Source organism: Streptacidiphilus jeojiensis, from assembly GCF_042510965.1.
GTDB lineage: Bacteria > Actinomycetota > Actinomycetes > Streptomycetales > Streptomycetaceae > Streptacidiphilus > Streptacidiphilus jeojiensis.
In genome coordinates, this window is the sequence record NZ_JBEUKS010000008.1 from 1 (window position 1) to 21,149 (window position 21,149).

17 protein-coding genes and 1 pseudogene are annotated in these 21,149 nt (G+C 70.8%); 6 read left to right on the forward strand and 12 right to left on the reverse strand.

What is annotated here, in order from left to right; translation table 11 throughout:
- Window positions 1-502: 502 nt before the first annotated feature.
- The 4 genes from ABUW04_RS22260 to ABUW04_RS22275 form a co-directional block, all read right to left on the reverse strand.
- A complete protein-coding gene (locus ABUW04_RS22260) occupies window positions 503-2,068 on the reverse strand; it encodes a CoA-acylating methylmalonate-semialdehyde dehydrogenase (RefSeq protein WP_051726418.1) in 1,566 nt (521 codons plus the stop codon).
- 96 nt (window positions 2,069-2,164) lie between these two features.
- On the reverse strand, window positions 2,165-2,626 hold the full coding sequence (locus ABUW04_RS22265; RefSeq protein ID WP_030263770.1) for a hypothetical protein: 462 nt from the start codon (window positions 2,624-2,626) through the stop codon (window positions 2,165-2,167).
- 211 nt (window positions 2,627-2,837) lie between these two features.
- Complete coding sequence (locus ABUW04_RS22270; protein ID WP_380566374.1) at window positions 2,838-4,232, reverse strand: NAD(P)/FAD-dependent oxidoreductase; 1,395 nt, start codon at window positions 4,230-4,232, stop codon at window positions 2,838-2,840.
- 67 nt (window positions 4,233-4,299) lie between these two features.
- Window positions 4,300-5,835, reverse strand: coding sequence for a gamma-aminobutyraldehyde dehydrogenase (locus ABUW04_RS22275; protein ID WP_380566375.1), 1,536 nt, complete (start codon window positions 5,833-5,835; stop codon window positions 4,300-4,302).
- A 242-nt stretch (window positions 5,836-6,077) separates the two neighbouring features.
- On the opposite strand from ABUW04_RS22275, the gene ABUW04_RS22280 reads away from it, so the two are divergent.
- Window positions 6,078-7,736 carry a PucR family transcriptional regulator gene (locus ABUW04_RS22280; protein ID WP_380566376.1) on the forward strand — a complete coding sequence of 553 codons (1,659 nt, stop codon included), beginning with the start codon at window positions 6,078-6,080 and terminating at the stop codon, window positions 7,734-7,736.
- A 55-nt stretch (window positions 7,737-7,791) separates the two neighbouring features.
- Here ABUW04_RS22280 and ABUW04_RS22285 read toward each other — a convergent pair whose 3' ends face one another.
- Complete coding sequence (locus tag ABUW04_RS22285; RefSeq protein WP_030263781.1) at window positions 7,792-9,228, reverse strand: gamma-aminobutyraldehyde dehydrogenase; 1,437 nt, start codon at window positions 9,226-9,228, stop codon at window positions 7,792-7,794.
- Between the two features lie 189 nt (window positions 9,229-9,417).
- Here ABUW04_RS22285 and ABUW04_RS22290 point away from each other — a divergent pair, with 189 nt between their 5' ends.
- From ABUW04_RS22290 to ABUW04_RS22305, 4 genes are all read left to right on the forward strand, one after another.
- On the forward strand, window positions 9,418-9,891 hold the full coding sequence (locus ABUW04_RS22290) for an Lrp/AsnC family transcriptional regulator (RefSeq protein ID WP_030263784.1): 474 nt from the start codon (window positions 9,418-9,420) through the stop codon (window positions 9,889-9,891).
- Complete coding sequence (locus ABUW04_RS22295) at window positions 9,888-11,264, forward strand: aspartate aminotransferase family protein (RefSeq protein ID WP_030263787.1); 1,377 nt, start codon at window positions 9,888-9,890, stop codon at window positions 11,262-11,264. Before ABUW04_RS22290 ends, ABUW04_RS22295 begins: the two co-directional genes overlap by 4 nt.
- A 198-nt stretch (window positions 11,265-11,462) precedes the next feature.
- Entirely contained in the window at window positions 11,463-12,242 is a 780-nt protein-coding gene (locus ABUW04_RS22300; RefSeq protein ID WP_380566377.1) for an ABC transporter ATP-binding protein, read from the forward strand.
- Window positions 12,221-13,345 (forward strand): hypothetical protein, encoded by a 1,125-nt coding sequence (locus ABUW04_RS22305; RefSeq protein ID WP_380566378.1) that lies wholly within the window; start codon window positions 12,221-12,223, stop codon window positions 13,343-13,345. The genes ABUW04_RS22300 and ABUW04_RS22305 overlap by 22 nt, the downstream gene beginning before the upstream one ends.
- A gap of 160 nt (window positions 13,346-13,505) precedes the next feature.
- Here ABUW04_RS22305 and rlmN read toward each other — a convergent pair whose 3' ends face one another.
- The 6 genes from rlmN to rpsB form a co-directional block, all read right to left on the reverse strand.
- Window positions 13,506-14,630 (reverse strand): 23S rRNA (adenine(2503)-C(2))-methyltransferase RlmN, encoded by a 1,125-nt coding sequence (rlmN, locus tag ABUW04_RS22310; RefSeq protein WP_030263803.1) that lies wholly within the window; start codon window positions 14,628-14,630, stop codon window positions 13,506-13,508.
- Window positions 14,631-14,727: 97 nt separating this feature from the next.
- Window positions 14,728-15,930 (reverse strand): phosphatidate cytidylyltransferase, encoded by a 1,203-nt coding sequence (locus ABUW04_RS22315; protein WP_380566551.1) that lies wholly within the window; start codon window positions 15,928-15,930, stop codon window positions 14,728-14,730.
- Between the two features lie 167 nt (window positions 15,931-16,097).
- Complete coding sequence (frr, locus tag ABUW04_RS22320; protein ID WP_030263808.1) at window positions 16,098-16,655, reverse strand: ribosome recycling factor; 558 nt, start codon at window positions 16,653-16,655, stop codon at window positions 16,098-16,100.
- A 128-nt stretch (window positions 16,656-16,783) separates the two neighbouring features.
- On the reverse strand, window positions 16,784-17,524 hold the full coding sequence (gene pyrH, locus ABUW04_RS22325; RefSeq protein ID WP_232242717.1) for a UMP kinase: 741 nt from the start codon (window positions 17,522-17,524) through the stop codon (window positions 16,784-16,786).
- 177 nt (window positions 17,525-17,701) lie between these two features.
- Window positions 17,702-18,538 carry a translation elongation factor Ts gene (tsf, locus tag ABUW04_RS22330; RefSeq protein WP_030263814.1) on the reverse strand — a complete coding sequence of 279 codons (837 nt, stop codon included), beginning with the start codon at window positions 18,536-18,538 and terminating at the stop codon, window positions 17,702-17,704.
- A 145-nt stretch (window positions 18,539-18,683) separates the two neighbouring features.
- The gene (rpsB, locus tag ABUW04_RS22335; RefSeq protein WP_380566379.1) at window positions 18,684-19,604 is read right to left on the reverse strand and encodes a 30S ribosomal protein S2; all 921 of its coding nucleotides are present in this window, start codon (window positions 19,602-19,604) and stop codon (window positions 18,684-18,686) included.
- Between the two features lie 424 nt (window positions 19,605-20,028).
- Here rpsB and ABUW04_RS22340 point away from each other — a divergent pair.
- A pseudogene (locus ABUW04_RS22340) lies at window positions 20,029-20,415 on the forward strand (peptidoglycan DD-metalloendopeptidase family protein); the annotation flags it as partial.
- Between the two features lie 110 nt (window positions 20,416-20,525).
- On the opposite strand, the gene ABUW04_RS22345 reads toward ABUW04_RS22340, so the two are convergent.
- Window positions 20,526-21,119, reverse strand: coding sequence for a TetR/AcrR family transcriptional regulator (locus ABUW04_RS22345; protein ID WP_030263823.1), 594 nt, complete (start codon window positions 21,117-21,119; stop codon window positions 20,526-20,528).
- Between the last annotated feature and the right edge of the window lie 30 nt (window positions 21,120-21,149).

Consider the following 21,149-nt stretch of genomic DNA (forward strand, 5'->3'; position numbering starts at 1 on the left):
CCCAAAGGAACCTCGACCACCCACAGAATTGCAGGCGGACGGGGTATCAACATTTGGCGTTGACTTTTGGCACGCTGTTGAGTTCTCAAGGTACGGACGCTTCCTTCGAGCGGCTTTCACACCAGCCCTCCGGGCGCTTCCTTCGTTTTCTACTCTAGCAGACCGTTTCCGGCTTGCTTTCCGTCCTCCCGGCCCGTGAAGTGTTTGCTTCGCGGCCCGTTCCGACGAGTGAAACTCTAGCGGAATTCCTCGGCCGGAGCCAATTCCACCGCTTTCCCGATAAACGGCATGCCAAAGAAGAGCCATGCCGTCTCATCAGGGGTTTCGCCGCCACCGCTGTCCGCAGGGCAACTCGCAGAACGTTACGCGTCCGTCAAGACCGTGTCAAACCGAGAAGCGGGGAACCGGAGCCCGGAACGGAGAGGGCCCGTGCAGACCAGGTGTCTGCACGGCCGGGCAACGACGTCAGTCGTTGCCCGGCCGGCCTCAGTACTGCTACCTGTCAGGCGTTGGTCGGGAAGCCGAGGTTGATGCCGCCGTGGCTGGGGTCGAGCCAGCGGGAGGTGACGGCCTTGCTGCGGGTGAAGAAGTGGATGCCGTCCGGGCCGTAGGCGTGGCTGTCGCCGAAGAGGGACGCCTTCCAACCGCCGAAGGAGTAGTAGGCGACCGGGACCGGGATCGGCACGTTGATGCCGACCATGCCGACCTCGACCTCGTTCTGGAAGCGCCGGGCCGCGCCGCCGTCGTTGGTGAAGATGGCGGTGCCGTTGCCGTACGGGTTGCTGTTGATGAGCTCCAGCCCCTCCTCGTAGGAGGAGACCCGGACGACCGACAGCACCGGGCCGAAGATCTCGTCGTTGTAGACGGACATGCCCGGCTTGACGTGGTCGAAGAGGGTCGGGCCGAGCCAGAAGCCGTCCGTGGTCTCGGCGCCGTTCTTGTCCGCGCCGGTGATCGGGTGCTTGCGGCCGTCCACCGCGAGCTCCGCGCCGTCGGCGAGGCCGGACTCCAGGTAGGAGGTGACCTTGTCCCGGTGCACTCCGGTGACCAGGGGACCCATGTCCGAGTCGCCGTTGCAGCCCGGGCCGACCTTGAGGGTCGCCATCCGCTGCTTGATCTTCTCGACCAGCTCGTCGCCGATCGGGTCGACGGCCACCAGCACGGACACCGCCATGCAGCGCTCGCCGGCCGCGCCGAATCCGGCGTTGATCGCCGAGTCGGCGGCCAGGTCGAGGTCCGAGTCGGGCAGGACCAGCATGTGGTTCTTGGCGCCGCCGAGGGCCTGGACGCGCTTGCCGTAGCGGGTGCCGGTCTCGTAGACGTAGCGGGCGATCGGGGTGGAGCCGACGAAGGAGACGGACTTGACGTCCGGGTGCTCCAGCAGGCGGTCGACCGAGACCTTGTCACCGTGCACGACGTTGAAGACGCCGTCCGGCAGGCCGGCCTCCTTCCACAGTTCGGCGATGAACTGCGCCGCGGAGGGGTCCTTCTCCGAGGGCTTGAGGATCACCGTGTTGCCCGCCGCGATGGCGATCGGGAAGAACCACATCGGGACCATCGCCGGGAAGTTGAACGGCGAGATGATCGCGACCGGGCCGAGCGGCTGGCGGATCGAGTAGACGTCGACCCCGGTCGAGGCCTGCTCGGTGAAGCCGCCCTTGAGCAGCTGCGGGATACCGCAGGCGTACTCGACGACCTCCTGGCCGCGGGCGATCTCGCCCAGCGCGTCCGAGTGCACCTTGCCGTGCTCGGCGACGATGATCGCGGCCAGCTCGTCCTTTCGGGCGTTCAGCAGCTCGCGGAAGTTGAAGAGCACAGTGGTGCGCTTGGCCAGGGAGGAGTTGCGCCAGGCGCCGAAGGCCGTGACGGCGGCGCCCACGGCGGCGTCCACCTCCGCGATGGTCGCGAAGTCGACCTGGCCGGTGACCTTGCCCGTCGCCGGGTCGAAGATGTCACCGCGGCGCGGGGCGCTGCCCGCAGTGGCGACCTGCTTGCCGCCGATCCAGTGGGTGATGTGCTTGCTCAACGTCTGCCTCCGAGTCCGGGCGGGGCACAGGGATCTCACCATCGGGTGCCGCGCTCTCCACATTCTGTTGCGGCGCGGGCATCCGCTCAATCGGCAGGTTGTCGGGGGAAGCCGATTCGCCCTTACACCTCGTCGGACTCACACCTCGTCTGACTCTCCGGTGAGCAGTGCCGCCGCCTCGTGCATGGCGAGTTCCAGCATCACCGGGTCGTTGAGCGTGCCGCTGCCGTCGGGCGGCACCAGCCAGCGCAGGCCCCTACCCGCCCGGCCGGGGTGGGGGACGGCGAGCCAGGTTCCCGGGCCGGCGGTGCGGACCCCGGTGCCCACCCAGCGCGCCGCGGTACCCGGGGGGACGAAGAAGCCGACCCGGAAGTCTCCGAAGTCCGCGAGTACCGGGCCCGGTTCGGATTCGAGGCGCAGCAACACGTCGACGGTGATCCGCCCCAGCTCGCCGGGCACTATCAGCACGTCCCAGAGACGGCCGGCCGGCAGCAGCACGATCCCCAGGGAGCTGCGCTCCCACTCCCAGCGGCATGCCTCCGGATCGGGGGCGGCGGCGCTCAGCCACTCGACAGCGCCCCGTTCTTCCATGCTCTCCATCGCTCCTCGCCCTCCACGTCCTCCCGACGAGGCCCCGAAGTGGACTCGCTGGTAACAAGAGAGAGCGACATACGGCCCAGCTCTTACACGGTTGTCGGCAACATCCTCAATCCGTGGGAGCGAACACGGGGCGAAAAGGCGCGTACGGGTGCGAAGAGCGGGGCGTACCCGCTATTGGGTACGCCCCGCGAGGCCGGTCAACTGCCGGCTGTCAGCTGTCGAAGCCGAGGCCGAGGGCGTCCATGGCCTTGAGCCAGAGGTTCCGCTTGCCCTCGTTGTGGTCGGCCCGGTCCAGGGACCACTTGGTGATGCCGATCCCGGCCCACTTCACCGGCTCCGGCGGGAAGGGCATCGGCTTGCTCTTCACCATCTCCAGTTCGGTGCGCTCGGTCTGCCTGCCCGTCAGCAGGTCGAGCATGACCTCGGCGCCGAAGCGGGTGGCGCCGACGCCCAGGCCGGTGTAGCCGAGGGCGTAGGAGACCCGACCCTTGTGGGCGGTGCCGAAGAAGGCCGAGAAGCGGCTGCAGGTGTCGATGGCGCCGCCCCAGGCGTGGCTGAACTTCACCCCTTCGAGCTGCGGGAAGGCGGTGAAGAAGTGCCCGGCCAGCTTCTGGTAGGTCTCTGGTCGGTGGTCGTACTCGTCCCGCACCTGACCGCCGTAATGGTAGATCGCGTCGTAGCCGCCCCAGAGGATGCGGTTGTCGGCGGAGATCCGGAAGTAGTGGAACTGGTTGGCGCAGTCGCCCAGCCCCTGGCGGTTCTTCCAGCCGATGGACTCCAGTTGCTGCTCCGTCAGCGGCTCGGTCATCAGCGCGAAGTCGTAGACCGGGGCCAGGTAGGGCCGGACCCGCTTGACCAGGTTGGGGAAGATGTTGGTGCCCAGCGCCACGTGCTTGGCGAAGACCCGCCCGTACGGGGTGCGGACGGCCATCCCGGGCCCGCTCTCGGCGAGCCGGGTGGCGGGGGTGTGCTCAAAGATCCGCACGCCCTGCTCCAGGCAGGCGCGCTTGAGGCCCCAGGCGAGCTTGGCCGGGTGGACCATCGCCACGCCGTCCTTGTCCCAGAGCCCGGCCAGGAAGGTGGGCGAGTCGACCTCGGCGCGGATCGCGTCGGCGTCGAGGAAGTCAACCTCCAGGCCGTGCGCGGCCATCAGTTCGGCACCCTCGCGCAACTCCTCGACCTGGTAGGGCTCGGTGGCCACGTCCAGCTCGCCGCTGCGCTCCCAGTCGCAGTCGATGCCGTAGCGCTTGACGGTGTCCTCGATGGCCTGGAGGTTCTCCCGGCCGAGGCGCTCCAGGGTGTCGATCTCGTCGGGCCAGCGCTCCAGGCCGTTGAAGAAGCCGTGGGTGAGGCTGGCCGCGCAGAAGCCGCCGTTGCGACCGGAGGCGGCCCAGCCGACCTCCTTGCCCTCGACCAGGACGACGTCGAGGGAGGGGTCGCGCTCCTTGGCGATCAGCGCGGTCCACAGGCCGGAGTAGCCGCCGCCGACGACCAGCAGGTCGCAGGAGACGTCACCGACCAGGGCGGGCAGGGCTTCGGGCCTGGCCGGGTCGGCCAGCCAGAAGGAGGTGTACTGGACGTCGGCGAGGGAATGGGCCGGATCCATGTTCTCACTGCTCTCTGATGCACCCTCAGGGGTGCGGTAGGAGGGGGGTTGTCCGACGGACCGCGGCCTACTGCTCGCGGTCGCCGAAGATGGTGCGGTGCCAGTCCTTGCGGGCCACCGCGGTGATGTCCTGCATCACATGCTTGACCTGCGTGTACTCGTCGAGGGAGTACTGCGACATGTCCTTGCCGTAGCCGGAGGCCTTGTAACCGCCGTGCGGCATCTCGCTGATGATGGGGATGTGGTCGTTGACCCAGACGCAGCCAGCCTTGATCTCCCGGGTGGCGCGCAGCGAGCGGTAGACGTCGCGGGTCCAGGCGGAGGCGGCGAGGCCGTACGGGGTGTCGTTGGCGAGCCGCAGGCCCTGCTCGTCGCTGTCGAACGGGAGCACCACCAGCACCGGGCCGAAGATCTCGCTCTGGACCACCTCGGCGTCCTGGGCGATGCCGGTGATCAGCGTCGGGCGGTAGTAGGCGCCCAGGGTCAGGTCGGTGCCGTCGTGGCCCTTCTCCGGGGCGTAGCCGCCGGCCGCGATGGTGGCGCCGTAGCCGCGGGCCCGCTCGACGAAGCCCGCCACGCTGTCGCGCTGCCGGAAGGACACCAGCGGGCCGAGGTCGGTCTGCGGGTTGAACGGGTCGCCCAGCCGGACCTGCTCGAAGAGCTCGGCGACACCGGCCACAAAGGCGTCGTACAGCGGGCGTTGGACGTAGGCGCGGGTCGCGGCGGTGCAGTCCTGACCGGTGTTGATCAGTGCGGCGGCCACGGCGCCGTTGACGGCGGCGTCCAGGTCGGCGTCGTCGAAGACCACGAAGGGGGCCTTGCCGCCGAGTTCCAGGTGGGTGCGCTTGACGCTCTGCACCGCCAGCTCGCCGACGCGCTTGCCGACGCCGGTCGAGCCGGTGAAGGAGACCATCGAGACGTCGGGGTGCGAGACCAGGTGCTCGCCGGCGGTGCGGCCGGCGCCGGTGACCACGTTCACCACGCCGTCCGGGATCCCGGCGTCTGTGCAGGCCTGCGCGAACATCAGCGAGGTCAGCGGGGTGAGCTCGGCTGGCTTGAGGACGATGGTGTTGCCCGCGGCGATGGCCGGGAGGATCTTCCAGCCCGCCATCTGCAGCGGGTAGTTCCACGGCGAGATGGAGCCGACCACGCCGATCGGCTCGCGGCGGATCGAGGAGGTGTGGTCGCCGGAGAACTCTCCGGTGGCCTTGCCCTCCAGGTTGCGGGCCGCACCGGCGAAGAACGCGGTGTTGTCGATGGTGCCGGGCACGTCGAACTCGGTGGAGAGCTTGATCGGCTTGCCGGTCTGGGCGCTCTCCACCCGGGCGAAGTCGTCGGCACGCTCGGCGAGGATGCCGGCCAGCCTGGTGAGGGCATCGGAGCGGGTGCCGGGGGTGGCGTTCGACCATGCGGGGAAGGCAGCGCGGGCGGCTGCCACCGCGTCGTCGACGTCGGCGGTGGAGGCGAGGCGTACCCGCTGCACCAGGCTGCCGTTGGAGGGGTCGACGACGTCGAAGGTCTCCGTCCCGGTGCCTTCGCGCAGCGCTCCGGCCAGGTACTGGGCCCCGGCGTCGAAGCGGGAGCCGACGGTGTTCCGGGTCATGTGTTCCTCCAGCGACGGCGGGGTGCATGCGGCGCACCCGGTGTCGGGCGGCGGCTGCAGGGCGGGGCGCCCACTCTGCGTACGATGCCCCGGTTCGGACGAGAGCGGCAAGCAACAGTGCGCAAGGCAGATCGTTACTGGCATTACACCCTGCCAGCTACCCGAATCCGACACCTCGTTGCCCGCATGTCGGATCCGACTGACACTATGAAGGGATTCCACGATCGTTTCCGGAGGTCCCGTTGTTCCCCACCGTCGCCCGCGTCCTCGACCTGGACGTGGTCACCCGTGGCCTGCCGGAGGTCGTGGCCGGCCGGGAGCACCTGGAGCGCCTGGTGCGCTGGGTGCACGTCAGCGAGCTGCCGGACGTCGCGGGGGTGCTGCAGGGCGGTGAGCTGATCCTGACCACGGGCATCGCCCTGCCGGAGCACCGCGACGGCCTGGCGCAGTACGTCAGGGAGCTGGCCGAGGTGGGGGTGGCCGGCCTGGTGGTGGAGTTCGGGCGGCGCTACTTCGACAACCTGCCGCGGGCCCTGGTCCATGCGGCCGAGCAGCGCGGGCTGCCGCTGATCGTGCTCCGCCGCGAGCTGCGCTTCGTCGCGGTGACCGAGGCCGTGCACGCGCTGGTGGTCAACGCGCAGCTGGAGGAGTTGCGGTCGTCGGAGGAGATCCACCAGACCTTCAACGAGCTGGCGGTCGAGGGCGCCGAACCGGTCGAGGTGGTGCAGCAGGTGTCCCGGATGGCGGGGGCGCCGGTGGTGCTGGAGAACCTGTCGCACCAGGTGCTGGCGTACGACACGGCGGGCCAGAACGCCCAGGTGCTGCTGGCGGGCTGGGAGTCGCGCTCCCGCGGGGTCAGGCCCAAGGGCCGGACCGGGCACGATCCGCGGACCGGCTGGCTGGTCACCTCGGTGGGAGCGCGCGGGCACGACTGGGGGCGCCTGGTGCTGCTGGGCGCGCCGAGTTCGGCGCAGGAGGACGTCGCCCCCGCCGAGGCCTCGCACCGCCACACCATGCTGCTGGAGCGGGCCGCCGCCACCCTGGCGCTGAACCGGCTGCTGGTGCGCGACCGGGAGAGCCTGGAGCGGCAGACGCACCGCACCTTGCTGTCCGGGATCCTGACGCATGCGCTGACGGTGTCGGACGTGGCCCTGCGCGCCTCGGCGCTGGGCGTTCCGCTGGAGGGGCGGCGGCTGGTCGGGGTGGTGCTGCGGCAGCGCCGCGGGACCACCCCGGCGGCGCTGGAGGCACAGGCACGGCTGCGCGACTTCACCGAGACGGCGGCCGCCGCGGTGCGGGAGAAGCGGCTGACCGCGCTGGTCGGCGCGCTGGACGACGAGGCGGTGGGCCTGCTGGTCTCGCTGGGTCCGCGCGACGACGAGCACGCGGCACTGGACGGCTTCGCCTCGTCGCTGCGAAGGCTGGTCCTGGAGGCGGAGCAGCCCGAACCGGTGATCGCCGTGGGCTCCTCGGTCGGCGCGGTCCGCGACGCCCGGCGCACCCTGGTCGAGGCCACCCAGGTCGCCGACGCCGCCCTGCACGACGCCCCCGCCTCCGGTGCCCGCTCGGCCTCCTACTACCGCCTGCCCGACGTCCGGCTGCGCGGCCTGCTGCACCTGCTGCGCGACGACGCCCGGCTGCAGACCTACGTGGAGCGCGAGCTGGGGCCGCTGCTGGCGTACGACGCGGAGCACGGGAGCCAGCTGATCCAGATGCTGCGGATCTACCTGGAGCAGGGGCGCAACAAGTCCGCGGCCGCGGACGCGGCCCATCTGTCCCGGCCCTCGTTCTACGACCGGCTGCACAAGGTCGAGCGGGTGCTCGGGGTCGACCTGGACCAGGTCGAGTCCTGCCTGTCGCTGCACGTCGCGCTGCTGGCGCTGGACGCGGTGCGACGCTAGTCGGACATGCCGCAGGGCCGGACCCGACGGGGTCCGGCCCTGCGGTGTTCCGGGTTCAGCCCTCGATCGAGGTCATCACGTGCTTGATCCGGGTGTAGTCCTCGAAGCCGTAGGCGGAGAGGTCCTTGCCGTAGCCGGACTTCTTGAAGCCGCCGTGGGGCATCTCGGCGACCAGCGGGATGTGGGTGTTGATCCACACGCAGCCGAAGTCGAGCTTCTTGGCCAGCCGCATCGCACGGGCGTGGTCCTTGGTCCAGACCGAGGAGGCCAGGGCGTACTCCACGCCGTTGGCGTTGGCGATCGCCTCGGCCTCGTCGGAGAACTTCTGCACGGTGATGACCGGGCCGAAGACCTCGTTCTGGATGATCTCGTCGTCCTGCTTCAGCCCGGAGACCACGGTGGGGGCGTAGAAGTAGCCCACCTCGCCGACCCGGTGCCCGCCGGCCTCGACCTTCGCGTGCGCGGGGAGGCGCTCGATGAAGCCGGTGACCTGGGCCAGCTGGTTGGCGTTGTTCAGCGGGCCGTAGAGCACGTCCTCGTCGTCCGGCAGACCGGTCTTGGTGTCGGCGGCGGCCTTGGCCAGCGCGGTCACGAACTCGTCGTGGACGGACTCGTGCACCAGCACGCGGGTGGCCGCGGTGCAGTCCTGGCCTGCGTTGAAGTAGCCGGCCACGCTGATGCCCTCGACCGCGGCGGCGATGTCGGCGTCGTCGAAGACCACGACCGGGGCCTTGCCGCCCAGCTCCAGGTGGACCCGCTTGACGTCCTTCGCCGCGGAGCCGGCGACCTGGATGCCGGCCCGGACCGAGCCGGTGATGGAGGCCATCGCCGGGGTGTGGTGCTCCACCATCAGCCGGCCGGTCTCCCGGTCGCCGCAGACCACGTTGAACACACCGGCCGGCAGGATCTCACCGATGATCTCGGCGAGCAGCACGGTGGAGGCCGGGGTGGTGTCCGAGGGCTTCAGGACGACCGCGTTGCCGGCCGCGATGGCCGGGGCGAACTTCCACACCGCCATCATCATCGGGTAGTTCCACGGCGCGACCTGGGCGCAGACGCCGACCGGCTCGCGGCGGATGAAGGAGGTCAGCCCCTCCATGTACTCGCCGCCGGACTTGCCCTCCAGCAGGCGGGCGGCGCCGGCGAAGAAGCGGATCTGGTCGACCATCGGCGGGATCTCCTCCGAGGCGGTCAGCCCCAGCGGCTTGCCGGTGTTCCTGGACTCGGCCGCGACCAGCTCGTCCGCGCGGGCCTCGATCGCGTCGGCGATCTTCAGCAGGGCCAGCTGGCGCACCGAGGGGGTGGTGTCCCGCCAGCCCTCGAACGCGGCTGCGGCCGCGGCCATCGCCGCGTCCACGTCGGCCTGGGCGGACAGCGGCGCGGTGGCGTACGCCTCACCGGTGGTCGGGTCGACGACCTCGGTGGTTCGGCCGTCGGCCGCGTCGGCGAACGCGCCGTTGATGTAGTTGCGCAGCGTCTGAAGCTCGCTCACGGGGACCTCTCCTCGAATCCGGCTCTCCGGCTCCTTTGATGCTGGTGATGCCGGCGACGGCACCAGCCTAGCCCTGTCTCTGCGGTTATCGGCAGACCTGAGCGGAAGCAACGATGGAATCAGTACGTTTTCCGGCTTTGTGCAACGGAATCCCTTGCGAACGGGCGCACGATAGGGCAGGGTGAGGGCGTGGCCAACCGTGAACGGAACGGCAGCGTTCCCCTCGACTCCGTCTCCAAGGCGATCATCGAGCAGCTCCAGGAGGACGGCCGTCGGCCCTATGCCAGCATCGGCAAGGCCGTGGGCCTCTCCGAGGCTGCCGTGCGCCAGCGGGTCCAGAAGCTCCTCGACCAGGGTGTCATGCAGATCGTCGCGGTGACGGACCCGCTCACCGTCGGGTTCACCCGGCAGGCGATGGTCGGCATCACCGTCGAGGGCGACATGGAACCGGTCGCGGACGCCCTGGCCGCCATGGACGAGGTGGACTACGTCGTCGTCACCGCAGGATCGTTCGACCTGCTGGCCGAGCTGGTCTGCGAGGACGACGAACACCTCCTCGAACTGATCAACAAGCGGATCCGCGCGCTTCCCGGCGTGCGGAGAACCGAAAGCTTCGTTTACCTGAAGCTCCGGAAACAGACCTACACCTGGGGTACCCGATGAGCGCCGACCCGGCCACGAAGGACCTTTCGAAGACCGCCTACGACCATCTGTGGATGCACTTCACCCGGATGTCGTCGTACGAGAACAACCCGGTGCCGACGATCGTCAGCGGCGAGGGCACCTACATCTACGACTCCAACGGCCGCAAGTACCTGGACGGCCTGGCCGGTCTGTTCGTGGTCCAGGCCGGTCACGGCCGCGCCGAGCTCGCCGAGGTCGCCCGCAAGCAGGCCGAGAAGCTGGCCTTCTTCCCGATCTGGAGCTACGCGCACCCCTCCGCCGTGGAGCTCGCCGAGCGGCTGGCCAACTACGCCCCCGGCGACCTCAACAAGGTCTTCTTCACCACCGGTGGCGGCGAGGCCGTGGAGACCGCGTGGAAGCTGGCCAAGCAGTACTTCAAGCTGACCGGTGAGCACACCAAGTACAAGGTGATCTCCCGCGCGGTGGCCTACCACGGAACCCCCCAGGGCGCGCTGTCCATCACCGGCCTGCCGGCCCTGAAGGCCCCGTTCGAGCCGCTGGTCCCGGGCGCCCACAAGGTCCCCAACACCAACATCTACCGCGCCCCGATCTACGGCGACGACCCGGAGGCCTACGGCCGCTGGTGCGCCGACCAGATCGAGCAGGAGATCCTGTTCGAGGGCCCGGAGACGGTGGCCTGCGTCTTCCTGGAGCCGGTGCAGAACGCCGGCGGCTGCTTCCCGCCGCCGCCCGGGTACTTCCAGCGGGTCCGCGAGATCTGCGACCAGTACAACGTGCTGCTGGTGTCGGACGAGACCATCTGCGCCTTCGGCCGTCTGGGCACCATGTTCGCCTGCGACAAGTTCGACTACATCCCCGACATCATCACCTGCGCCAAGGGCATGACCTCCGGGTACTCCCCCATCGGTGCGGCGATCATCTCGGACCGGATCGCCGAGCCGTTCTACAAGGGCGACAACACCTTCCTGCACGGCTACACCTTCGGCGGCCACCCGGTCTCCTCCGCGGTGGCGCTGGCCAACCTGGACATCTTTGAGCGCGAGGGCCTCAACAAGCACGTCCTCGCCAACGAGGACGCCTTCCGCTCCACCCTGGAGAAGCTGCACGACCTGCCGATCGTCGGCGACGTCCGCGGCAACGGCTTCTTCTACGGCATCGAGCTCGTCAAGGACAAGGTCACCAAGGAGTCCTTCAACGACGACGAGTGCGAGCGCATCCTGTACGGCTACGTCTCCAAGGCGCTCTTCGAGAACGGCCTGTACTGCCGCGCCGACGACCGCGGTGACCCGGTCATCCAGCTGTCGCCGCCGCTGATCGCCGACCAGTCGACCTTCGACGAGATCGAGCAGATCCTGCGCACGGTGCTGACCGAGGCCTGGAACCGGATGTAGTTCGCTGCATTCCTCCTGCTCTCCGCCACTGGGCGGTCCTGACCTTGTAGGGTCGGGGCCGCCCAGCGGCGTTCCCGGACCACCGGAGCTCCTGGCGTTCGAGTGATCGACACGACAGTTCCAACCGTGCGGTGCGCAACCCCGAAGCGGATCACTCGTTCTAGTCTGTGAGCCACCATCACGACCGGGAGGACCCCAGTGACCGTCGCCCCGCCCGACAACGACGTGCTGTGGGCACGAGGGCTGGTGCACACCATCCGCGGCACCCCCGCACTGCGCGGTGTCTCCCTGGGCGTGCGCGAGGGCGAGGTCCTCGCCGTCACCGGACCGCGCGGCTGCGGGATGAGCACCCTGCTGGACTGCCTCAGCGGCGTGCTCCCCGCCGACGAGGGCGAGATCTGGTTCAACAGCTCCCCCGTGCACACTCTCGGCCGCACCGCCAGGGAGCGGCTGCGGCGCGAGCGCTTCGGCCACGTCGGGCCCCAGCCCCGGCTGGTCCCCGAGCTGACCGCGCGGGAGAACGTGGCACTGCCGCTGCTGCTGGCCGGCGCGGCGCGCAAGGACGCCACGGTCGCCGCCATGGAGTGGCTGGAGCGGCTCGACGTGGCCGACTGCGCCCGGCAGCGGCCGGCCGCGCTGCGGCAGGACCAGCGCCAGCGCATCTCCGTCGCCCGGGCCCTGGCCCACCAGCCCGCGGTGGTCTTCGCCGACGAGCCGACCGCTCCGCTGCACCGCGACGCCCGGGACCAGGTGATGCGGATACTGGTCACCGCATCGCGCTCGCACCGGATCACCCTGGTACTGGCCACCCACGACCCCGGGCTGGCCCGCTACGCGGACCGGGTGGCGACCATGGTGGACGGTCGGCTCGCCGCCCCGGTCCGTGCCCGCCAGGCGGCAGCGGCGACGGCAGCCGCGGAAGAACCGTCCGAGCTGCTGCGGAGGGATGAGGAGCAGTGTTCCCCTACCTCCGTCTAGCCCGCGGCTACGGCTTCCTGGACCTCTGCCGCTGCCTGCTCACCGCCGCCGCCTCGGCCACCGTGGGTGCCCTGCTGCTCAGCGCCCTGGGACGGGCGCTGAGCAGCCCGGACGACACCGGGGCCGCGGTCGAGCGGCTGCTGTGGTGCCTGCCCGCGCTGGCCGCCGTCGGCTACCTCTGCGCCGCCTGGGCCCGCTCGCTGCCGGTGCAGCGGCCCGAGCGCATCGCCGGCCTGGTCGCGGCGGGTGCCGGGCCGGTGCGGACCCGGCTGGTGCTGGCCGGGGAGATCGCGCTGATCTGCGCACTGGGCGCGGTGCTGGCCCTGTTCGGCTTCGTGGTGCTGCGTGAGCACTGGCTGGAGCTGACCCCCGGCGGCCAACTGGACCCGGCGCTGGGCGTCGGCGGGAATCTGCCCGCCGCCGGTACGGTCGCGCTGCTGGCGGTGGTCCCGCTGCTGGGCGGCCTCGCGGCCGGCATCGCGGTGCGGTCGGTCGATCTGCTGCCGGGCGACGACGCGGACCGGGTGCTGCGCCGGCCGCCGGCCGCCTACCTCGTCGCAGTGGGCGTACCCGCCCTGGCCGGTTCGGTGATCGCCGTGCTGGGGATGCGGGGCCATGCGAGCGCCGAGGCCTGGACCGGTGGCGTGCTGGGCCTGCTCGGGCTGGCGGGCGCCGTCCCCGTGCTGCTGTACCTGGTCGGCGGGCTGCTCGCGGCGGGCCGTCCGCGGGCCGTCCGGCTGCTCGGCGGACGCGCGCTGCAGGCCGAGTGCTGGCGGCTGGGCGCGCCGCTGGCCGTACTGGCGGTGGCCGGGGCCGTGGTGGCCACCCTGCTGCTGCGGGACGCCCCCGGCAGCCGCCCCGCGGGACCGCTGGTGCTGGTGGAGGTCCTGCTGCTCGGCGTCTGCGTGCTGGGCGCGCTGCTGGCCCGGCTGGTGGAGCTGGCGCGGGCCCGGCGGGGCTCCTACGCCTCGCTCAGCCGGATAGGAGCGCCGGGGGGACTGCTGGTGCGGTCCGCGGCGGTACGGGGCGGGGGCGCCGTCCTGGTCGCCGCCGCAGTCGCCGCTGCGGCGGCTGCGCTCACTGCGGCGGCGCTGGGCGCCTAGGCGGTTCTTTCAGGTGCGGACCGTAGGGGGTTGGTCGCGCAGTTCCCCGCGCCCCTGGTGGTGCAACTTGCCTGCAGTGGGCCAGTTGCAGCACGTCAGGGGCGCGGGGAACTGCGCGACCAACCAGGCACACGCGGCAGACAGCAGCGCGGGCCTGCGCTCAGCCCGCCGCGGCGAGCTGGCCGCAGGCGCCGTCGATCTCCTGGCCGCGGGTGTCGCGGACGGTGACCGGGACCCCGTGCAGCTTCAGCTGGCGAACGAACTCGCGCTCGTCCTCGGGGCGGGAGGCGGTCCACTTGGAGCCCGGGGTGGGGTTCAGCGGGATCAGGTTGACGTGCGCCCGGTGGTTCTTGAGCAGCCGCCCCAGCAGGTCGGCCCGCCAGGCCTGGTCGTTGATGTCCTTGATCAGCGCGTACTCGATGGAGATGCGGCGGCCGGAGCGCTCCGCGTAGTCCCAGGCCGCGTCCAGCACCTCGGCGACCTTCCAGCGGGTGTTCACCGGGACCAGGGTGTCCCGCAGCTCGTCGTCGGGGGCGTGCAGCGACACCGCGAGGCGGACGCTGAGCTCCTCGTCGGCGAGCCGGTTGATCGCCGGGACCAGGCCGACGGTGGAGACGGTGATGCCGCGCTGGGAGAGGCCGAAGCCGCCGGGGGCCGGATCGGTCAGCCGGCGGATCGCCGCGATCACGCGCTTGTAGTTGGCCAGCGGCTCGCCCATGCCCATGAAGACGATGTTGCTGAGTCGCACCGCGCCGGCCTCGCCCGAGGCGTCGGCGCCGAACTCGCCGGCCTTGATGGACCGCATCCCGGCCGCGATCTGCTCGACGATCTCGGCGGTGGAGAGGTTGCGGGTCAGCCCGGCCTGGCCCGTGGCGCAGAACGGGCAGTTCATGCCGCAGCCGGCCTGCGAGCTGATGCACATCGTCACCCGGTCGGGGTAGCGCATCAGCACCGACTCGACCAGCACCCCGTCGAAGAGCTTCCACAGCGTCTTGCGGGTGCTGTCGTCGTCGCAGGACACATTGCGGACCACGCTCATCAGCTCGGGCAGCAGCCCCTCGGCGAGCTTGGCGCGGGACGCCGCCGGGATGTCCGTCCACTCGTCCGGACCGGACGAGAGCCGGGAGAAGTACTGGCGCGAGAGCTGGTCGGCGCGGAACGGCTTCTCGCCGAGTTCGGCGACGGCCTCGCGCCGCTCGGCTGCGGTCAGGTCGGCGAGGTGGCGCGGGGGCTTGGCGCCGCGCGGCGCGGCAAAGGTGAGTTCACCGGGGAGTGGCTTAGGCATGATTCCTCCAGTGTCTCAGGTCGGCCGAGCAGCCACGCAAACGGCGAGGCCCCGGACCCCGTGGTGGGGGTCCGGGGCCTCGCGTCGGCGTTCGCGCTCAGCCCGCGCCGACGAAGCCGACCAGGACGAGCCAGACGATCGGGGCGGTGGGGAGGAGCGAGTCCAGCCGGTCCATCAGGCCGCCGTGGCCCGGGAGCAGGGTGCCCATGTCCTTGATGCCGAGGTCGCGCTTGATCATCGACTCGCCGAGGTCGCCCAGGGTGGCGCTGACCGCCACGCAGGCGCCCAGCACCAGGCCCTGCCACCAGCTGGCCCGGTCGATCATCAGGTTCATCCCGAGGGCGCCGACCAGCATGCACAGCAGCACCGCGCCGACCAGTCCCTCGCGGGTCTTGCCGGGGCTGATCCGGGGCGCGAGCTTGTGCCTGCCGAAGCGGGAGCCGGCCGCGTAGGCGCCGGTGTCGCTGCAGACGGTGAGCACCAGGAACAGCACCACCCGCTGCGGGCCGTCGTGGGCGGCCAGCATCAGCATCACGAAGGTCGCCAGGAACGGGACGTAGAAGGCGGTGAAGATGCCCGCGGTGACGTCCCGGAGGTAGTCCTCGGGCGGCTCGCTCATCCGCCAGACCAGCACCGCCAGTGCGGTCAGCGCCAGCGCCACCAGTGCCGACTCGGGGCCGCCCAGGTAGGCGGCGACCAGCATCCCGACCCCGCCGACGGCGAGCGGGGGCCGCGGCACCCGGATGCCCTTGCTCTCTGAGAGCCGGCTGGTGAGTTCCCACATGCCGATCACCACGACCGCCGCGACGACCCCGACGAACAGCCACTTCACGATGAAGAGCGAGGCGACCACGAGCGCGCCGAGCCCGAGGCCCACACCGATCGCGGCACGCAGGTCGCGACCGCCCTTGGGGGCCTTGCCGGTCGCGGCGGGCGGTACCGGCGCGGCTGGATCGGGGACCGGTGCTTGGTTGCTCATCGGCGGCGCCTCGGTACGGAGAGGGGGCAGCACCGCGGTCTCTTCCGCGGGCGCGACAGGCGCCGGCGCGGGTGCGTCGTCGCGGAACAGCGGCCCGCTCAGGCGGGCTGCCACCGGCTCGCCGACCGGATCGGCACTCGCCTGCGGCATCTGCCCGCCTTGGGTGAAATGTCCGGAGAAACGTTCCGGTGCGGGATGCTGGGCGGCCATGGGACGAGTCTGCGGCATGCCCCCGTTCCCGTGCATCGGGGACTGCTGCGAGTGGCCGACCGCCGGTCCCCCCCAGTACGGGGGGACCGGGTGGTCGAGCACCGGCGGCATCAGCGCGGTGGCCTCCGCCTCGCCGGGCTGCGCACCGGCGGCCAGTGGTCCGCCGGGGAGTACTCCCCCGTGAGGTCCGTTCGGGAAGGCAGCAGCGTCGTGGCCCTGCGTTCGGGCCCCGGCGCTGCTGTCGCCGGATTCGGGCCCCCAGTAGGAGTCGTCGTTCATCAGACCTCGAGGAGCTCGGCTTCCTTGTGCTTGAGCAGCTCGTCCACCTGCGCGACATAGCGCGCGGTGACGTCCTCGAGCTCCTTCTCGGCGCGGCGCACCTCGTCCTCGCCCGCCTCGCCGTCCTTGCTGAGCTTGTCCAGGGTCTCCTTGGCCTTGCGGCGCACCGCGCGGATGGAGATCTTGGCGTCCTCGCCCTTGCCCCGGGCGACCTTGATGTACTCCCGGCGGCGCTCCTCGGTGAGCTGCGGGAAGTTCACCCGGATGATGGACCCGTCGTTGGACGGGTTGACGCCCAGGTCGGAGTTGCGGATGGCTTCCTCGATCACCCGCAGCGAGCTCTTGTCGAACGGCGAGACGATCGCCATCCGGGGCTCCGGCACCGAGAAGGACGCCAGCTGGTTGATCGGGGTCACCGCGCCGTAGTACTCGGCGACGATCTTGCTGAACATCGCGGGGTGCGCACGGCCGGTGCGGATCGCGGCGAAGTCGTCCTTGGCGACGGCGACGGCCTTCTCCATCTTCTCCTCGGCCTCGAGGAGGGTCTCTTCAATCACCATGTGCTCCTGTCCGGTGCTACCCGGTCTCGACTCCTGCTGTGCGGGCACTACTACGCGTTACCGGGCACGTTCGCCGACGCCCGGTGGATTGTCCATCCCCTGCGAGGACCAACCCCACGGGAGGGTCAGTGCTGCGCCGACTCGCCACTGATCAGCGTGCCGATCTTCTCACTGCGCACGGCGCGGGCGATATTGCCCTCGGCGAGCAGCTCGAACACCAGCATCGGCAGGTTGTTGTCCTTGCACAGGGTGATCGCGGTGAGGTCCGCGATCCTGAGGTCCCTGGCGATCACCTCGGAGTATTCCAGGGTGTCGAACTTCACCGCGTCCGGGTTGGTGCGGGGGTCGGAGTCGTAGACGCCGTCCACCCCGTTCTTCCCCATCAGCAGCACCTCGGCGTGGATCTCCAGGGCGCGCTGGACCGCGGTGGTGTCGGTGGAGAAGTAGGGCATGCCCATCCCCGCACCGAAGATCACGACGCGGCCCTTCTCCAGGTGCCGGATCGCCCGCAGCGGCAGGTACGGCTCGGCGACCTGGCCCATGGTGATCGCGGTCTGGACCCTGGTCTCGATGCCCTCCTTGTTCAGGAAGTCCTGCAGCGCCAGGCTGTTCATCACGGTGCCGAGCATGCCCATGTAGTCGGAGCGGGCCCGGTCCATGCCGCGCAGCTGCAGTTCGGCGCCGCGGAAGAAGTTGCCGCCGCCGATGACGACGGCGACCTCGGTACCGCCGCGGACCACGGTGGCGATCTCGCGGGCGATCGCGTGGACGACGTCGGGGTCGACGCCCAGGCCGCCCCCGCCGGCGAACGCCTCACCGGAAAGCTTGAGCAGCACGCGGCGGCGCGAACTCTCCTCAGCGGTCATCTGCATCGACTCCTTCTGGTGGTGCATGAGCTGGTGCGAGCAGGCGTACGAGAGGAGGCCACCGCCGGGGGCATCGCTACGGATACCTCCACGGCTGTGGCCTCCTCGTCGTACTTCACGACTCACATCGTATGGGCGGACGCCCCGTCCGGGCGGCCACCGCAGACCCCGGTGGGGTCAGGCGCCGACGCGGAAGCGGGCGAAGCGGACCAGCTTGACGCCGGCCTCGTCCAGGACCTTCTGGACGGTCTTCTTGCTGTCCTTGGCGAAGGCCTGCTCCAGGACCGAGTTCTCCTTGACGAAGCCGCTGACGCGACCCTCGACGATCCGCGGCAGGGCGGCCTCGGGCTTGCCCTCCTCGCGCGCGGTGGCCTCGGCGATGCGGCGCTCGTTCTCCAGGGCCTCGGCCGGGATGTCCTCGCGGGAGAGGTACTTCGGGGCGAACGCGGCGATGTGCTGCGCGACGTCCTTCGCGATCTCCGCGTTCTCCTGGTCGAGCTCGACCAGCACGCCGATGGCCGGCGGCAGGTCGGGGTCGGTGCGGTGCATGTAGGCGGCGACGTAGGCGCCACCGGTGAACTGGGCGAAGCGGCGGAAGACGATCTTCTCGCCCAGGCCCGCGTTGGCCTCGTCCACGAACTGCTGGACGGTCTTGCCGGGCTCGATCTCGCTGGCCAGCGCGGTCTCGATGTCGGCCGGGGAGGTGGCGGCGACGTGGGCGGCCAGCGCGTTGGCGACCTCCACGAAGCGGCCGCCCTTGGCGACGAAGTCGGTCTCGCAGTTCAGCTCGACCAGGACACCGGAGTTGCCGCCCTGGAGCAGGGAGACGACGGCGCCGTTGGAGGCGTCGCGGCCCTCGCGCTTGGCAACGCCCTTCTGGCCCTTGATGCGCAGCAGCTCGACGGCCTTCTCGACGTTGCCCTCGGCCTCGTCCAGAGCCTTCTTGCAGTCCATCATTCCGGCGCCGGTGAGCTCACGGAGCTTCTTGACGTCCGCGGCGGTGGTGTTCGCCATTGTTCTTCAGTCTCTTCTCAACGATGTCGGTGGAGGGGGCCGTGCCGACGGCCGAGCACCGGGCTGTTGAGCCCGGAGCCCGGCCGTCGGACACGATGCGAGGGGTACGCCGGCGGTCGCCGCCGTACCCCTCGCCCTGAAGTCGTCAGGCCTGCTCGGCCTCGGCGGCGGGGGCCTCGACAGCGGGGGCCTCGGCGGGCGCCTCGACAGCGGCAGCGGCCTCGGCCGGAGCCTCGGCGGCGGGGGCCTCAACGGCGTCGGCGGCCACGGGGGCCTCGTCGGCCTTCTTCTCGCCCTCGACGAGCAGCTCGCGCTCCCAGTCGGCCAGCGGCTGGTCGGCGCCGGTCTCGACCTTGGCGTCGCCCTTGGCGGCACCGGAACGGGCCATCAGGCCCTCGGCCACCGCGTCGGCGATCACGCGGGTCAGCAGGGTGACCGAGCGGATGGCGTCGTCGTTGCCGGGGATCTTGTAGTCGACCTCGTCGGGGTCGCAGTTGGTGTCGAGGATCGCGACGACCGGGATGCGGAGCTTGCGCGCCTCACCGACGGCGATGTGCTCCTTCTTGGTGTCGACGATCCACACGGCGGAGGGCACGCGCTGCATGTCGCGAATACCGCCGAGGGTCTTCTCGAGCTTGGTGTGCTCGCGCTCGAGGACCAGGAGCTCCTTCTTGGTGAGGCCGGAGGCGGCCACATCCGTGAAGTCGATCTCGCCGAGCTCCTTCATCCGCTGGAGGCGCTTGTAGACCGTCTGGAAGTTGGTCAGCATGCCGCCGAGCCAGCGCTGGTTGACGTAGGGCATGCCCACGCGGGTGGCCTGCTCGGCGATGGCCTCCTGCGCCTGCTTCTTGGTGCCGACGAAGAGGACGCTGCCGCCGTGGGCAACGGTCTCCTTGACGAACTCGTAGGCGCGGTCGATGTAGTTCAGCGACTGCAGCAGGTCGATGATGTAGATGCCGTTGCGCTCCGTGAAGATGAAGCGCTTCATCTTCGGGTTCCAACGACGGGTCTGGTGACCGAAGTGGACGCCGCTCTCCAGCAGCTCCCGCATCGTGACGACGGCCATGGCCGTACTCCTAGGTTTCTCGGTTTCCGCGCCGGCCGGGAGGCCGCCGCGCCTGACGCCCCGACCGTGCCGGACCGTGATGGACCGAGTGGCACTTCACCGGGCGAGGGACTGGCCGAGGCACCGGTGGCGGGGCGTGCGAAGTCGACCCAGCACGCTGGGCCGCGAGTGAAGTGTACGGGAACCGCCGGACACCGGGCGACCTCCGCTGTCGGGGGCTGCTTCCGGCCCGTCCCCACCCGTGCGGGTGAGCGGGTTCTGCACACCCCCCGAGTTGTCCACAGGGGACGGTGCGCACGCTGAATCCCGCGGTGCGGACGAGGAGAGTCACCGCATGACCTCACTCCTCAGCTGTACGACGCGTCCCCCGTCGCCCGACAGCAGGCGGCTGTTGCTGCTCCTCGGCCTGCTGCTGTGGCTCGCCATGACCCTGGCGGGTCCGCCCGGAGGGCAGCGGGCGCTCGCCTGGGGCGGCATCCCGCCGTCGCCACGACTGCCCACCGGCGGCTCGCCGGCCCAGGTGCTGCGACGGTTCGACCCACCGCCGTCGCCCTGGCTGCCCGGCCACCGCGGAGTCGACCTGGCGGCGCCGGTGGGCACTGCGGTACGGGCGGTCCGGGGCGGGACGGTGTCCTTCGCGGGGACGGTCGCCGGCACCGGGGTGGTCGCGATCAGTCTGTCCGGCAGCGGCGACCCCCCGTTGCGGACCACCTTCCAACCGGTGACGGCGGAGGTGGAGCGGGGCGCTTCGGTGGCGGCCGGCACGGTGGTCGGCACGGTCACCACCGGTCCGATCGGCGGCGCCGCGGACCACTGTCCGGTGAGCTGCCTGCACTGGGGACTGCTGCGGGGGCACCGCTACCTGGATCCGTTGGCGCTGGTGGGTCCCGGACGGGCCAGACTGCTGCCGCTGTCGCGGGCTCAGGCCGCCGGTGCGTCCGCGACGCCGCGCAGCACCAGGGCGACGGTCGCCTCGGTGATGGCCTCCGGGTCCTCGGCCGCGCCCAGCTCCAGCCGCTTGACCGCGGCCTGGACGATGCCCTGCACCAGGGACGCGGTCAATCCGGGCCGCGCGTGCCCCAGTTCGGCCAGTGCGCTGACGACCAGGGCGACGAACTGGCCGTGCGAGGCGCGGATCCGCTCGCGGGCGGCGTCGTCCAGCTCGCCGGCCGAGATGGCGGCGAGGGCCCGGTGCCGGGGGTCACCGGCGAGCGCCAACTGGGCCCGCACATAGGCCTCGACCCGTCCAGCCGGGGTGTCGGCGAGGGCCACCGCGTCGACGATCTCCGCGGACCAGGCCGGGAAGTCCACCGCGCAGAGCTCCTCGACCACGGCGGCGCGCGAGCGGAAGTACTCGTAGACGGAGGAGCGGGCCAGACCCGTCCTGGCCGCGAGTGCGGGGAAGGTCAGCGCCTCCATGCCGCCTTCCGAGAGCAGCGCCCGGGCGGCCTCCAGCAGGGCGTCGCGCTGGAGTCGGCGATGCTCGACGAGGGTGGCGGCTCGGATCTTCGGCACGGCGAACAGCTTAGACCGACGGCACGGCGG